The sequence below is a fragment of the Streptomyces sp. NPDC101194 genome (genome assembly GCF_044767885.1).
GTDB lineage: Bacteria > Actinomycetota > Actinomycetes > Streptomycetales > Streptomycetaceae > Streptomyces.
The window spans coordinates 197,538-211,781 of sequence record NZ_JBIWOS010000012.1 but is presented as its reverse complement, the minus strand read 5'-3'; the positions used below and the strand labels follow the sequence as shown (position 1 = coordinate 211,781).

The 14,244-nt window shown below is 71.0% G+C and carries 12 protein-coding genes; 9 read left to right on the top strand and 3 right to left on the bottom strand.

Going from position 1 to position 14,244, the window contains the following annotated elements:
- Positions 1-197: 197 nt before the first annotated feature.
- Positions 198-1,613 carry a proline--tRNA ligase gene (gene proS / locus ACIRP2_RS33935; protein ID WP_404257113.1) on the bottom strand — a complete coding sequence of 472 codons (1,416 nt, stop codon included), beginning with the start codon at positions 1,611-1,613 and terminating at the stop codon, positions 198-200.
- A gap of 238 nt (positions 1,614-1,851) precedes the next feature.
- Here proS and ACIRP2_RS33930 point away from each other — a divergent pair, with 238 nt between their 5' ends.
- On the top strand, positions 1,852-2,700 hold the full coding sequence (locus ACIRP2_RS33930) for an SAM-dependent methyltransferase (RefSeq protein WP_404257111.1): 849 nt from the start codon (positions 1,852-1,854) through the stop codon (positions 2,698-2,700).
- A gap of 56 nt (positions 2,701-2,756) precedes the next feature.
- Here ACIRP2_RS33930 and ftsH read toward each other — a convergent pair whose 3' ends face one another.
- A complete protein-coding gene (ftsH, locus tag ACIRP2_RS33925) occupies positions 2,757-4,670 on the bottom strand; it encodes an ATP-dependent zinc metalloprotease FtsH (RefSeq protein ID WP_404257109.1) in 1,914 nt (637 codons plus the stop codon).
- Between the two features lie 154 nt (positions 4,671-4,824).
- Between ftsH and yhfZ the strand changes: the two genes are divergently transcribed.
- The 8 genes from yhfZ (at position 4,825) to ACIRP2_RS33885 (ending at position 12,587) form a co-directional block, all read left to right on the top strand.
- Positions 4,825-5,763 (top strand): GntR family transcriptional regulator YhfZ, encoded by a 939-nt coding sequence (gene yhfZ / locus ACIRP2_RS33920; RefSeq protein WP_404257107.1) that lies wholly within the window; start codon positions 4,825-4,827, stop codon positions 5,761-5,763.
- Positions 5,764-5,853: 90 nt separating this feature from the next.
- Positions 5,854-6,240, top strand: coding sequence for a PRD domain-containing protein (locus tag ACIRP2_RS33915; RefSeq protein WP_391742861.1), 387 nt, complete (start codon positions 5,854-5,856; stop codon positions 6,238-6,240).
- A gap of 69 nt (positions 6,241-6,309) precedes the next feature.
- On the top strand, positions 6,310-6,666 hold the full coding sequence (locus ACIRP2_RS33910) for a DUF2620 domain-containing protein (protein ID WP_361452592.1): 357 nt from the start codon (positions 6,310-6,312) through the stop codon (positions 6,664-6,666).
- 42 nt (positions 6,667-6,708) lie between these two features.
- Positions 6,709-8,043 (top strand): YhfT family protein, encoded by a 1,335-nt coding sequence (locus tag ACIRP2_RS33905; RefSeq protein WP_404257104.1) that lies wholly within the window; start codon positions 6,709-6,711, stop codon positions 8,041-8,043.
- Between the two features lie 35 nt (positions 8,044-8,078).
- Positions 8,079-9,041: a phosphotriesterase gene (locus ACIRP2_RS33900; protein ID WP_404257102.1), complete on the top strand. Its 963-nt coding sequence runs from the start codon at positions 8,079-8,081 to the stop codon at positions 9,039-9,041.
- On the top strand, positions 9,038-10,153 hold the full coding sequence (locus ACIRP2_RS33895; protein WP_404257100.1) for an aminotransferase class V-fold PLP-dependent enzyme: 1,116 nt from the start codon (positions 9,038-9,040) through the stop codon (positions 10,151-10,153). Before ACIRP2_RS33900 ends, ACIRP2_RS33895 begins: the two co-directional genes overlap by 4 nt.
- Positions 10,154-10,155: 2 nt before the next feature.
- Positions 10,156-11,319 (top strand): YhfX family PLP-dependent enzyme, encoded by a 1,164-nt coding sequence (locus ACIRP2_RS33890; RefSeq protein ID WP_404257098.1) that lies wholly within the window; start codon positions 10,156-10,158, stop codon positions 11,317-11,319.
- A 26-nt stretch (positions 11,320-11,345) separates the two neighbouring features.
- The gene (locus ACIRP2_RS33885; RefSeq protein WP_404257096.1) at positions 11,346-12,587 is read left to right on the top strand and encodes a phosphopentomutase; all 1,242 of its coding nucleotides are present in this window, start codon (positions 11,346-11,348) and stop codon (positions 12,585-12,587) included.
- 69 nt (positions 12,588-12,656) lie between these two features.
- Here the strand turns inward: ACIRP2_RS33885 and ffh are convergent, their stop codons facing one another.
- A complete protein-coding gene (gene ffh, locus ACIRP2_RS33880) occupies positions 12,657-14,204 on the bottom strand; it encodes a signal recognition particle protein (protein ID WP_376285279.1) in 1,548 nt (515 codons plus the stop codon).
- Positions 14,205-14,244: the final 40 nt, after the last annotated feature.

Genomic DNA, 14,244 nt, shown 5'->3' with positions numbered 1-14,244 from the left:
CCGATTCCGGGCCATCCCAAATAATTTGCACGTACCAGTCAGTTGCCGTTGATGCGTCCTGACGAGGGCGGGTGCGCAGATCTGCGGAGAAGTCTCACAGCTCGCACCAAGCCGGTACGTAGCGCCCTGTACGCCCGGACGCGTAGTCGACCGGCGTATGCCGGGGTACCGAGCCGGCCCGGTGGACGGGCGGGGCGTCAGTAGGCGCGGGCCACCAGCGCGACATTACCGGGGGCGTCGTCCGAATCCGGCACCGACCCGTCCTGCGCGACCAGGCACCGCACCGAGACCCCCCGTTCCGCGAGCCGGGCCTCCCCCGCCGGGCCGAGGGCCGACCAGGCGATACGTGCCCAGCCGCCCGCTGCCGCCGCCTCCGCGGCCTCCTCGACGGAGGCGGCCTCGACGGTGGACGACTCGCGCCGGTCGCGGGACTCGCGCAGCAGCGCCGCCTGGTCCTCCTCCAGGATCGCCGGAAGGAGCGCGGGCACGGCCTCGATCGCCACCGGCTCCTTCCCGCCGGGAACGCGCCTGGCCAGGGTCGCGGTGCCGTGCTCCAGATCGCGCGGACCGATCTCGATCCGTACCGGCACGCCCTTCAGCTCCCAGTCGACCGCGCGGCGGCCGAACGGGGTGTCGGTGCGGTCGTCGACCTCGGTCCTGATCCCCGCGGCGCCCAGCCGCTCCCCGACGGAACGGGCCGCGGCCAGCACCGCCTCGTCCCCCTTGACCGCGAGGACGACCGCCTGGACGGGGGCGAGCCGCGGCGGCACCCGGAGGCCGTGGTCGTCGCCGTGCGCCATGATCAGACCGCCGACCATGCGGGTCGACGAGCCCCATGAGGTCTGCCAGACGAGCTCCCGCCTGCCCTCCCTGGACAGGTAGCCGGTGTGGAAGGCCTTGGCGAAATTGGTGCCGAGCTCGTGGCTCGTGCCCATCTGCAGGGCTTTTCCGTCCCGCATCATGCCTTCGAGCGTCAGGGTGTTGACGGCGCCGGCGAACCGCTCGGCCGGGGTCTTGCGGCCCAGGACCACATCGATGCCCAGGACATTGACCATGAAGTCCGCGTAGACGTCCCGATGGATGTACGCGGCGTACTCCCGGGCCTCCTCGTAGGTGGCATGGGCGGTGTGGCCCTCCTGCCAGAGGAATTCCGTCGTGCGGAGAAAGACCCGAGGCCGCATCTCCCAGCGCACCACGTTCGCCCACTGGTTGATCAGTAGCGGCAGATCCCGGTAGCTCCGCACCCATTTCGAGAAATACTCGTTGATGATCGTTTCGGACGTCGGCCGCACCACCACGGGCTCTTCGAGCTCTTTTCCGCCTCCGTGGGTCACGATCGCGAGCTCCGGCGCGAAGCCCTCGACGTGCTCGGCTTCGCGTGTCAGGTAAGACTGGGGGATGAAGAGCGGGAAGTAGGCGTTCCGGGCGCCCGCCTTTTTGATCCGGGCATCCATCTCCTGCTGCATCCGCTCCCACAGGCCGTATCCGTACGGCCGGATGACCATGGTGCCGCGCACCGGACCGTTGTCCGCGAGTTCGGCCTTGTTGATCAGATCCTGGTACCAGCGGGGAAAGTCCTCGGCCTGGGGCGTGAGAACGGGTGCCTTTGCCATGGCGCGCATCGTACGGCGACACCGCACACCACCCGGGGCGACGGGCCCCGCTGCCGCGGTCCGTCCCCCCGGGTGCACCGGCCGAGCACCCGGCCGGTGTCGTCGGACCCCTGGACGCGGGGGCCGATGCGCAGTTCTCTGACGTACGGGGGGCACGGGCGCACACACAGAGGGGGGCATCCACTCGGGGCACGACCGATCGGACACGACCGACCTCTCGGCGGATTGGGGCGCTTCCATGACACCTACGCTCGTCCGGCACCACAGCCACGCGGACACGGCCACCCCGGTGGACCCCGACATCCGTGCCCGGGACTGGGCCGAGATCCAGGAGCGGATGCTCGCACCGCTGTACGAAGCGGTGTACGAGCGGCTCGAAGTGGGAACCGGCACCCGGCTGCTCTCCCTCGGCTGCGGCTCCGGTCTCGCGCTGCTGATGGCGGCCGGCCGCGGGGCCCTCGTCACAGGGGTCGACACCGACCCCGACCGACTGGCACTCGCGCGGGCCCGTCTGCTGCCCGACCCGGGGAACGGGGCCGGGCATCCCCGGTTGCTCGCCGGTGATCCGTCCGAGGCCGCCCCGGCCGACGGAACGCCGTACAACCTGCTCACCTCGTTCACCCCGATCGGCTGCTCGTCCGGGGACGCGGAAGGGCTGGTGTGCGCGCTGCGGTCCGCCGTTCCGCTGGCCGCCCGCGGCAGCACGGTGGTGCTGACCGGGTGGGGTCCACCGGAGCGGTGTGCGACGGCGCCGGTGCTGCGGGTGGCGGACCGGCTCTCCGACGGGGCGCCGACGCCCCGCACGGACGGCTGGCGCGTGGCGCGCCGGGACGACCTGGAGGAAGTGGCGTTCCGGGCCGGTCTGAAACCGGACGGTTCCGGACGTGTGGCGTGCCCGTTCGGGTACGCGGACCTGGACAGCGCGGTGCGGGGGCTGCTGTCGACGCGGCTCTTCGACGCGGCGGTACGGGCGACGGACCGGGCCCAGGTGGAGAAGGAGGTCGCAAAGGCCCTGCATCCGCACCGGCGCCGGGACGGCACGATCTGGATGCCGAACGTCTTCCGCTATCTCGTGTGCACCACGTGATCGTGATCCGGCGGTGCGGCGGGTGAGCCCCGTGCGCGCACGGGGCAGGGCGGCCGCTACTTGGCCGAACGGGTGATACCGGCCGCCCGGTAGGCCGCGGCCTCGTCCAGCGTCTCGTGCTCCAGCAGGGCCGCGGCCAGCGAGTCCAGCCGGTCCCGGTTCTCGCGCAGGAGCCGACATGCCGCCTCGTAGCACTCGTCGACGATCCGCCGCATCTCGTCGTCCACCGCGTCGAGCGTCGCGGGGGCGGCCGACAGGCCGTACGCCTGCTGGGCATCGCCCGGGATGGCGGTCAGCCTGCCCACCTTGTGGCTCATGCCCCAGCGGCCGACCATGCCGCGGGCCAGGTTGGTGACCTGCTCCAGGTCGCTCTCCGCACCGGTGGTGATCACGTCGAAGACCACCTGCTCGGCGGCCATCCCGCCGAGCGCGCCGATGATGCGCCCGCGCAGGTAGTCCTCGGTGTAGGCGTACTTGTCGGCGTCCGGCGTCGAGAGGGTGACGCCCAGGGCCCGGCCGCGCGGGACGATGGTGACCTTGCGGACCGGATCGGCCCCCGGCTGGACCATGCCGAGCAGGGCGTGCCCGCTCTCGTGGTAGGCGGTCCTGTGGCGCTCCTCGTCCGACATGACCAGCGAGCGTTCCGCCCCGAGCTGGACCTTCTCCAGGGCGTCCGAGAGGTCGGACTGGCTCACCTCGGACTGCCGGCGCTTGACGGCGAGCAGCGCGGCCTCATTGGCCAGGTTGGCGAGATCGGCGCCGGTCATTCCGGGGGTCGTGCCGGCCACCTGGGCCAGGTTCACGTCCTCGGCGAGCGGGATCTGCCGGGTGTGGATCTCCAGGATGGCCTCCCGGCCGCTCCTGTCCGGCGGGCTGACCTGGACGATCCGGTCGAAGCGGCCGGGCCGGGTGAGGGCGGGGTCGAGGACGTCGGCGCGGTTGGTGGCGGCAAGGACGACGACGCCCTCCGAACCGGAGAAACCGTCCATCTCGGTGAGGATCTGGTTGAGCGTCTGCTCGCGTTCGTCGTGACCGCCCATGCCGGAGCCGCCGCCGCGGGCCCGGCCGATGGTGTCGATCTCGTCGATGAAGATGATGGCGGGGGCGACCTTGCGCGCCTCCGCGAAGAGTTCCCGTACCCGGCTCGCACCGACGCCGACGATCATCTCGATGAACTCGGAGGCCGAGGCCGAGAAGAACGGCACTCCGGCCTCACCGGCGACGGCCCGCGCGAGCAGGGTCTTGCCGGTGCCGGGAGGTCCCGCGAGGAGGACTCCGCCGGGCATCCGGGCGCCCATCTTCCGATAGGCCTGCGGGTTCTTCAGGAAGTCCACGACATCGTCGAGTTCGCCCTCGACCTCGTCGATCCCGGCCACGTCCTGGAAAGTGGTGCGCTTGGCACCCTCCAGTTCCACGGGCTTGGGCGGCGCCTTGCGCCCGAAACCGCCCATCCCGCCCCCCATGCCCCTCGCCATCCGCCGGGCGATGAACACCCAGAGCAGGACGAGCAGCAGCATGGGGGCCAGCGAGATCAGCAGATTGGCCAGGAAGCTGCGCTGCTGGACGACCGGCTCGGCGGTGACGGTGACATCGTCCTTGACCAGCTCGGCCCAGAGGTTGTCGTCAGCGAAGGCGGGCCGCTGGGTGACGAACTTGGTGTACGTCCTGTCGCTTCCCGGAACCTTCGCCTCCTTCTTGAGCTGCCCCTGGATGGCGTCGCCCTTGGCGTAGATCTTGGAGACATTGCCCGAGGTGACCTGCTTGCTGAACTCCGTGTACGCGATCGTCCGCTCCTCCGCCCCGTTGAAGAAGGACAGCACCAGATTGGCGATCAGATACACGGCGAGCGCGGTCAGCAGCAGCCCGCCCCAGCCCCCGGGCATCTTCCGGCCCGTCGGCGGGGGTGGTGGGGCACCCTCGGAGCGCCACGGCTGGTCGGTTCGATCACGGGGAGGTACGGGGTTGGTCACGCGTGCTCCTCTTCCGACAGCCATCAATCGTGACATTAGATGAGAAAACGACGCCAAGCCCCCTGTGGGCCTCCTCAGTGGGCCCCCAGGGGGAAACAAGGTCGCCCGGGTGAATTCCTTGTCAATATCCAGAATCCTGTTTACTGTTTGATTCGTGAACGATTTCGATGATCGCTTCCTCACTCGAAACGGCCTCGCCGCCCGGCAGCTCGCCGTCCTGCTGCTCAACCATGAGCCGGACACCCGCCTGCCCCGCGTGCGCGACTTCGCCGAGGAGCTGGGTTGCGGCAACGGGACCGTTCAGGCGGCCTTGCAGCTGCTGGAGGATTCCGGCGCGATCGAGACGACGGCCCGCGGCCATCTCGGCACCTTCCTCGTCCGGTCCGACCGCTCCGTCCTCTGGCGGCTGTCCGGACTCGGCACACTGCTCGCCGCGATGCCACTCCCGTACTCGCGCAGGTACGAAGGGCTGGCGACCGGACTGCGCAGCGCCTTCGAGGAGGCGGGCGCCCCCTTCGCGATCACGTTCATGCGGGGCGCCGGAGCCCGTACGGCCGCACTGCTGGAGGGCAAGGTCGACCTCGTCATCCTGTCCCGCTTCGCGGCCGACCAGCTGATCGCCGAGCACCCGGTGGAACTCGTCGCAGATCTCGGCCCCGCCACCTACGTCGGCGCGCACGGGATGCTGGTGCGGCACGGCGTCGACCTGGACTCCCCCGGACTGCGCGTGGCCGTCGACCACGCGTCCGAGGATCTGCGGATGCTCGTGGAGCGGGTCTTCGCCGACCGGGACGACATCGAGTGGCTGGAGGCCTCGTACATGCAGCTGCGCGATCTCTTCGCCCGCGACGAGGTCGACGCCACCGTCTGGAACCTGGACGAGGCGCAGGACCGGATCGGGCCCGGCGTCGACGTGCTCCCGCTCGGCGACGAGGTCACCCGCGAGCTGTCGCTGCGCAACTCCAGCGCGGCCGTCATCGGACGGACCGAGGGGACGAAGGCGCTCGCCGCGGTCCGGGACGCGCTCGACCTGTCCCTGGTGACCCGACTGCAGAGCGAAGTGCTGCGGGGCGAGCGCATGCCCTCGTACTGACCGGCGGGTGACGGACGTCTCGCTCGTCCCGAACGGCCGTCGATCTCAAAATACAGAATCCTGGTTATTGTCGATTTTAGGAGGATCATCATGGACGACCAGCTCGCACTGCGGATCCAGCTCTTCCGCGAAGGCGGCCAGGTCCGGCCCGAAGTGGCCGACTTCGTCACCGCCGAGCTGACCGCCCTCGAAGCCGACGGCCGCACCGTCACCGAAGCGACCGCGGGCATGCTGACCAGCCATCTGATGATGGCGCTCACCCGGCTCCTCGACGGCGAACCGATCGAGCAGTTCCTCACCGACGACCAGGTCGCCGCCGAACTGGCCGGACACCCCGACGCGGTCGAACGCGCCCGCGCCGTGTCCGCGCGGGCGGAGCGGGAGCTCGGCGCCGCGCTCCCCGACTCGGAGGTCAACTTCCTCGGCATGCACCTCGCCGTACTGGCCCAGCAGTCACCGGCGGCCCCCACTTCCTGACCGGCCCCGGCACGTGGAACGGACACGTCCCGGCGCGCGGAAACAGACGCACAGAGAGAAGAGACAGAAATGACGAAGATCCTCACCGGTGGAGTCGGCAAGGTCGAGGTCACCCAGGCCATCGGCAAGCTCGGCATCGACTCCCTCGACGTCGTCACCTCCAGCGACATGGACGCCGCGATGAAGCTCCGCGTCGGACAGGCCGACTACTACCTCGGCACCTGCCACACGGGTGCCGGCGCCTCCCTCGGCGTCCTCGTCGGCCTCATGGGCAGCGCCGCCTGCCACACCTTCGGCCGCAGCGTGCCCACCGAGGAGGAGATCACCGCCCTGATCGCCGACGGCAAGAAGGTCTTCGGCTTCTCGATGGACCAGATCGACGCCATCGCCCCACTCATGGCGCGCGCCATCGCCGCCCGCGGCTGATCCGGCCGCCCCTCCCCCGTCCCGGGCACGAAGGAGTGACTCGTGAGCACCACACTCGCCGCCGGCACCAGCCTTGATTTCACGCTGGCGCAGCAACTGACCGTGATAGCCCTGTGCGCGCTGACCGCGTACATCTCGCACATGGCTCTGGCCGTCTTCAACGACGGCGTACGCCCGTTCCTGCTGGACTTCATCCAGGGGCGCACCACCCGCAGCGCGACGACGGCGGTCTCCTTCGGCCTCTCCGCCGGGTTCATCTTCGGACTCGGCGCCCCGATGGCGCTCTCCACCGGCGTGCTCAACCCGTGGCTGGTCTTCCTGCCCACCGACATCCTCGGCATGCTGGCGCCGAAGAAGTGGCTCGCGCCGATCCTCGGCGGCGCCTGGGGCGCCGTCGTCGTCTTCGGACTGAACGGCGCCAACAACGTCGCGCACGACCTGCCCGTCGACTTCATCACCGCCATGCAGCAGATGTCGACGCCGATCCTCTTCCTCTTCACGCTGTTCCCGGTGCTCGCCATCACCAAGCAGTTCGGCCGCAAGTGGGGCGGCATCGCCGGAGTCCTGGAACTCGCCCTGGTGGTCATGACCATGAAGGTCTGGCCGAAGATGTTCGCCGGGGCGCTGGCCATGGCCGTCGGCGTGCTGATGCTGATCGCCCTGGCCGTCGCCAAGGACATGAAGCAGCGCAGGGCCGACCGGGCCGCGGGTGTCACCGAGGTCGTCCTGGAGGACGACCCGATGGCCTCGCTCTTCAGCGCCAGCGCGGCCCGCCTGCGCAAGTACCTCCCGCTGTTCATGGTGCTCGGCGCCGGAGTCTGTGTGCTGGCTCAGATGCACATATTCGGCGGCGGCGAGGCGACCAGCTTCCTGATCGCCAAGGGCCAGTACTCCGAGGCCGCCCAGGTCGACTTCTATCGGGTCTTCGGCTTCATCCCGCTGATCGCGACGACCGCGCTCGCCTCCGGTGCGTACGGCATCGCGGGATTCACCCTGGTGTACCCCATCGGCTATCTGATGCCGAACCCGTTCCTGGCAGCGGTCGTCGGTGCCGCCGTCTTCGCCGCCGAGGTCCTGGCCCTCTCGTACATCGGCAAGCTTCTCGGCAAGCTGCCCAGCGTCCGTGACTCCTCGGAGCACCTGCGCAGCGCGATCGGCGACACCCTGCAGCTCGCGATCCTCTTCGGCTCGCTGATGGCCGCCAACGCCATGGGCGGCGGGCTCGGCATCCTCGTCGTCGGCGGGCTCTACCTGCTGAACGAGGCGATGGGCCGACCGGTCGTGAAGATGGCCGCCGCCCCCGCCGCGGTGATCGTCGGCGGCATCCTCCTCAACGTCCTGTACTGGCTCGATCTGTTCACCCCGATCAAGGGCTGAGGCCGGCCGCGTACACGAAGAAGGAACCCCCCACGATGAACCACCCCGCCCCGCCCACCCTGCGCACCGTCACCGGCGACCTCCCGGCCGGTTCCGTGACCGGCCCCGCCCTCGCCCATGAGCACCTGGTCCTCGACCTGGACCACAGGGGCGACGGCGCGGCCGTCCTCGACCCGGCCCGTCACACCACGGCGGTCACCGCCGAGCTCACCTCGCTGCGCGAGGAGTTCGGCCTCGGTCTCGTCGTCGAGCTGACCTGCCGCGGCATGGGTCGCGACGTCCGTGCCCTGGCCCGCATCGCCAGGGAAGCGCGGATCGCGGTCGTGGCCGCGACCGGCTGGTACTACGAGCCGTTCCACACCCCGGAGATCGACGGCAGCAGCGTCGAGGAGCTCACCGACACACTGGTCCGGGAGATCGCCGGCGGCATCGGCACCACCGGCATCCGCCCCGGTGTCCTCGGCGAGATCGGCAGCCACGGCGACACCCCGACGGCGCCCGAGGCCAAGGTGCTGCGCGCCAGTGCGCGGGCCGCCCTCGCCACCGGCCTCTCCGTCGCCACCCACGCCCAGCTCGGCCGCGGCGGAATCGCCCAGCTGGAGCTGCTGACCGGCGAGGGCCTGCCGGCCCACCGCGTCAGCATCGGTCATCAGGATCTGCTGGACGATCCCGCCGTCCACGAGGAACTGGCGGCGAGCGGGGCGTACGTCGCGTTCGACACCGTCGGCAAGGACGGCTACCAGAGCGACGGCACCCGGTTGCGGCTGCTGCTCGCCCTCATCGAGGCCGGGCACGCCGACCGGGTACTGCTGAGCTGTGACATCTCCCGCCACGGCTACCTCCTGGACGAGGGCGGCCAAGGGTACGGACATCTCTTCCGGAGCTTCCTGCCCGAGGTCCGTGCCGCCGGGGTCGACGACGAACTGATCGACCTGATGACCCGTCGCAATCCGCTGCGCTTCCTGACCGGCGCACGCGTGGAGGAGATCCGAGCATGAGTCCCGTACTTCCGCAGACCTTCCCGCTGGCGACCGTGGAGCTGGACGACGCGATCGCCAGACAGTTCCGCCTCCTGGAGGCCACCGCCACGCACTTCGAGGGCCCCCAGCTCTTCGACGCGGACGCCGGGGTCGTCCCGGGCCTCGGCCGCCCCCGCACCACCGCCCGGGTCGAGGCCGTACTCGCGGACTTCTTCGGCGCCGAGGACGCCGCCTTCGTCCAGGGCGCGGGCACCGGCGCGATCCGCGCCGCCCTCAACGCCGCCGTGCGCGCGGGCGACCCGCTGCTCATCCACCGGGCCCCCGTCTACCGCACCACCGAGGTCACCCTGCGCGGCATCGGCGTGACGACCGTCGAGGTCGACTTCAACGACGCGCGGGCGCTGCGCGAGGCCCTGGGGTCCGGCCGCTTCCGGTGGGCCTACGTCCAGCACACCCGCCAGCGGCTCGCCGACTCGTACGACCCGGCGGAGGTCCTCGCCGCTTGCCGGGCCGCCGGGGTCCGCACCCTGGTCGACGACAACTACGCCGTCATGCGCACCCCCGCCGCGGGCGTGGAGCTCGGCGCCGACGCCTCCTGCTTCTCCCTCTTCAAACTGCACGGCCCCGAAGGCGTCGGCATCGTGGTCGGCGCCCGCGACCTGGTCGGACACATCCGCCGCGACAACTACTCCGGCGGTGGTCAGGTCCAGGGCTGGCAGGCGCTCGACGCCCTGCGCGCCCTCACGCACGTACCGGTCATGTGGTCCGTGCAGTCCCGGGTGGGCGCCGAGGTCGCCGAGCGGCTGGCCGCGGGCGAGGTGGACGGCGTCGCCGAGGTACGGATCGCCAATGCCCAGGACCGCTGCCTGCTGATCCGCCTCGACCGGCCGGTCGCGCGGGAACTGCCCGCCGTGGCCGCCCGCTTCGGGGCCGCGCCCTACCCCGTCGGCTCCAATTCCCGCTACGAGATCGCGCCGCTGTTCTACCGGATGTCCAGCTCCGCCCTGGACGACTCCCCCGAGCTGGCCGACTGGACCGTGCGCGTCAATCCGATGCGGGCCGGCGCGGATCTCGTCATCGACATCCTGCGCCGCTCGCTCGACGCGCTGAACGACCCGAAGGACGACTGACCGTGTTTCTCGACACCGTGCTCACCCGCAATCCCGAGCTCGTCGACGCCGCGGCCACCCTTCACCGGCGCGGCGAGATCCCGCCCGACACCTATGTGATGGACCTCGACGCCATCGAGGGCAACGCCGCACTGCTGGCGACGGAGGCCGAACGGTTGGGCGTCGGCCTCTGGTTCGTCGTCAAGCAGCTGGGCCGCAACCCCGAGCTGATCAGGGCCGTCGCCCGGCACATCCCCGCGTTCGCCGCGATCGACCCGCCGGAGGCCCGCACCCTGCACGCCGCGGGCGCACGGGCCGGCAACCTCGGCCACCTCGTCCAGATCCCCCGCCGCGCACTGCCCCGGATGCTGGCCTGGCGCCCCGAGGCCGTCACCGTCTTCGACCTCGCCAACGCGCAGGCCGTGTCCGAGGCCGCCCAGCGGCTGGGCATCGTCCAGGACGTTCTGGTACGTCTCGAAGGCGCCCAGGGTTCGGTCTACCCCGGTCAGGAGGGCGGCGTCCCGCTCGGCCGGCTGGACACCTTCGCCGAGGCCGCCGAACGGCTGCCCGGCATCCGGATCGCGGGCGTCACCGCCTTCCCCTGTGTCCTGTGCGACCCGACGACCGGCGTTCCCCGCGCCACCCCCAACTTCGCGCTCGCCCTCAAGGCCCGCGAGGTCCTGGCCTCCCGGGGGCACGAGCACCTCAAGCTGAGCGCGCCCAGCGCCACCTCGATGGCCTCCCTCCCCCTGCTCGCCGAACTCGGCGCCACCCACGGCGAACCCGGCCACGCCCTCACCGGCACCACCCCGCTGCACGCCATCGACCCGCACCAGCCCGAGAAGCCCGCTTACGTGTACGTCAGCGAGATCGCCCACACCCTCGACGACGGCCGCCCGGCGATCCGCGGCGGCGGCTTCTACGCCCGGTCCCACATCCGCGACGCCCTGTTGCCGCGCACCGGCGCACGCCTCGGGGTACAGGACGCGCCCGCCGAGAACATCGACTACTACCGGCTGCTCGACGCGCCCGCCGACGGCCAGGACGTCCGGCTCGGGGACACCGCGCTGCTCGCCTTCCGCACCCAGATCTTCGTCACCCGCTCGACCGTCGCCGTCGTCTCCGGACTCTCCCGCGGCGTCCCTCGGCTGAACGGGCTGTACGACGCCCAGGGCCGCGGCCTGTGAGGCCCGGCCCGGAAGAGGAGGCCTCCATGGCCAAGACCGTCATCGTCGTCATCGACGGGTTCGGCATCGGCGCCATGCCCGACGCGGGCGCCCTGCGCCCCGGCGATCTCACCGCCGACACCTGCGGACACGTCCTCGACCACTGCCGCGCGGCCCTCGGCCGCCCGCTGCGTCTGCCGGTGCTCGGCGCGCTGGGTCTCGGCCTGGTCCACCCGCACCCGGATCTCGCCCGTCGCACCCTTCTGCCCGTCGCCGCGGGCCGGGCCGCGCTCGGCTATCCCGGCGCCGACACCTTCGCGGGCCATCAGACCATGATGGGCGCCGACTTCAGCCGGGTCACCGTCGCCCGGCTCGCCGATCACCTCGACGAGGTGACCAGGGCCCTGGAGGCGGCCGGGCACCATGTCGTCCCGTTGGACGGCAAACCGCTCCTCGTCGTCGACGGGGCGGTCCTCGTCCACGACAACCTGGAGGCCGACCCCGGCATCAACTGGAACGCCTCGGGACGCCTCGACGATCTGCCCTTCGAAGGCCCCGGCGGCATCCTCGCCATCGCCCGTGCCGTCCGGGCGGTCGCGCCCGTCGCCCGGGTCATCGCGGTCGGCGGCCACGCGGACGGCCCGCTCGGGCGGTTCGTGCGCCCCGGCGACGCGGGAACCGTCGGCCTCGACACCCCCGCCAGCGGCTTCTACCGCAACGGCGGCTTGGAGGTCCAGCACCTGGGCGCCGCGCTCGACCACACCCGCCAGCTCCCCGATCTGGCCGCCCGCGCGGGTGTCCCGGTCACCCTGGTGGGGAAGGCCGCGGACATCCTGGCGTGCGAGGCGGCGCGGCGGCACCCGGCCGTCGAGACCGCCGACGTGCTCGCGCACACCCTCGAAGCGGTACGCGCCCCCGGCGCCGCGCTCGTCGTCGCCAACGTCCAGGAGACCGACCTGGCGGGGCACCAGCAGGACACCCGACGCTACGGACGCCTGCTGGAACAGGTGGACGCCGGACTGGCCGGACTCGTGGCACTGCTCGACGGCCCCGGCGACCGGTTGATCGTCACCGCCGACCACGGGAACGACCCCACGATCGGGCACGCCTACCACACCCGTGAGTACGTGCCCGTGCTGATCCACCGGCCCGGCACGGAGGGCGTGGAGCTGCTGCCGGACGCGGAGAGCCTCGCGGACGTGGGCGCCACCGCGGCCGTGTCGCTGTCCCTGGACCCGGGCGGACTGGCCAACGGCACGGCGCTGCGGCCGGGACGGCATGCCGCGTAGCGACACGTTTGAACATGCGTGAGGGGCGCCCACCACCGGTGGGCGCCCCTCACGCATGTCGTCGGGCGATCAGCCCATGAACTTCTTGAACTCGTCCGGCAGCTCGAAGTTCTTGTCCTCCTGCGCCGGCAGGCCGAACGCGCCGCCCTGCGCCGCCGCCTCACGACGGGCCGCCGCGGCCTGCTCCTCGGCCTTGCGCTTCATCGGGTTGCCGCTCTTGCGCTTGCCCTTGGCCTGCTTGACCTGCTTCTTCTGGCGGCCGGGGCCACCACCCATGCCCGGCATCCCGGGCATTCCCGGCATGCCGCCGCCCTGCGCCATCTTCGACATCATCTTGCGGGCGTCGAAGAACCGCTCCACCAGATTCTTCACGGCGCTGACCTCGACACCCGAACCCTTGGCGATACGGGCCCGGCGCGAGCCGTTGATGATCGTCGGCTCGGCGCGCTCCTTCGGGGTCATCGACTTGATGATCGCGGCGGTACGGTCCACGTCGCGCTCGTCGATGTTGTTGATCTGGTCCTTGATCTGCCCCATGCCGGGCAGCATCCCCAGCAGCTTGGAGATGGAGCCCATCTTCCTGACCTGCTCCATCTGGGCCAGGAAGTCGTCGAGCGTGAAGTCCTTGCCCTTGCTGGACGCCAGCTTGGAGGCCATCTTGGCGGCCTCTTCCTGGCTGAAGGTCTTCTCCGCCTGCTCGATCAGGGTGAGCAGGTCACCCATGTCGAGGATGCGGGACGCCATGCGGTCGGGGTGGAAGGCGTCGAAGTCCTCGAGCTTCTCACCGTTCGACGCGAACATGATCTGCTTGCCCGTGACGTGGGCGATCGACAGAGCCGCACCACCGCGGGCGTCACCGTCGAGCTTGGAGAGCACCACGCCGTCGAAACCGACGCCGTCGCGGAAGGCCTCGGCGGTGTTGACCGCGTCCTGGCCGATCATCGCGTCGACGACGAAGAGGATCTCGTCGGGGCCGACGGCGTCGCGGATGTCCGCGGCCTGCTGCATCAGCTCCTGGTCGATGCCGAGGCGGCCGGCGGTGTCGACGATGACGACGTCGTACTGCTTGGACCTGGCGTGCTCGATCGAGTCCTTGGCCACCTGGACCGGATCGCCGACGCCGTTGCCCGGCTCGGGCGCGTACACCGCGACACCGGCGCGGTCGGCGACGACGCTGAGCTGGTTGACGGCGTTGGGGCGCTGGAGGTCGCAGGCGACGAGCAGCGGGGAGTGGCCCTGGCCCTTGAGCCAGAGGCCGAGCTTTCCGGCGAGGGTGGTCTTACCGGCACCCTGGAGACCGGCGAGCATGATCACGGTGGGCGGGTTCTTGGCGAACCGCAGCCGCCGGGTCTCGCCACCGAGGATGCCCACGAGCTCCTCGTTGACGATCTTGACGACCTGCTGGGCGGGGTTCAGCGCCTGGGAGACCTCGACGCCGCGCGCCCGCTCCTTGACGTTGGCGATGAAGGCCCGGACGACGGGCAGCGCGACATCGGCCTCGAGCAGGGCGATACGGATCTCGCGGGCCGTGGCGTCGATGTCCGCCTCGGACAAGCGGCCCTTGCCCCGGAGGTTCTTGAAAGTCGCGCTAAGGCGGTCGGAGAGAGTATCGAACACGGCGCTCGTCGGTCCTCAGGGTCGGGGGCGGGGCAGGTCA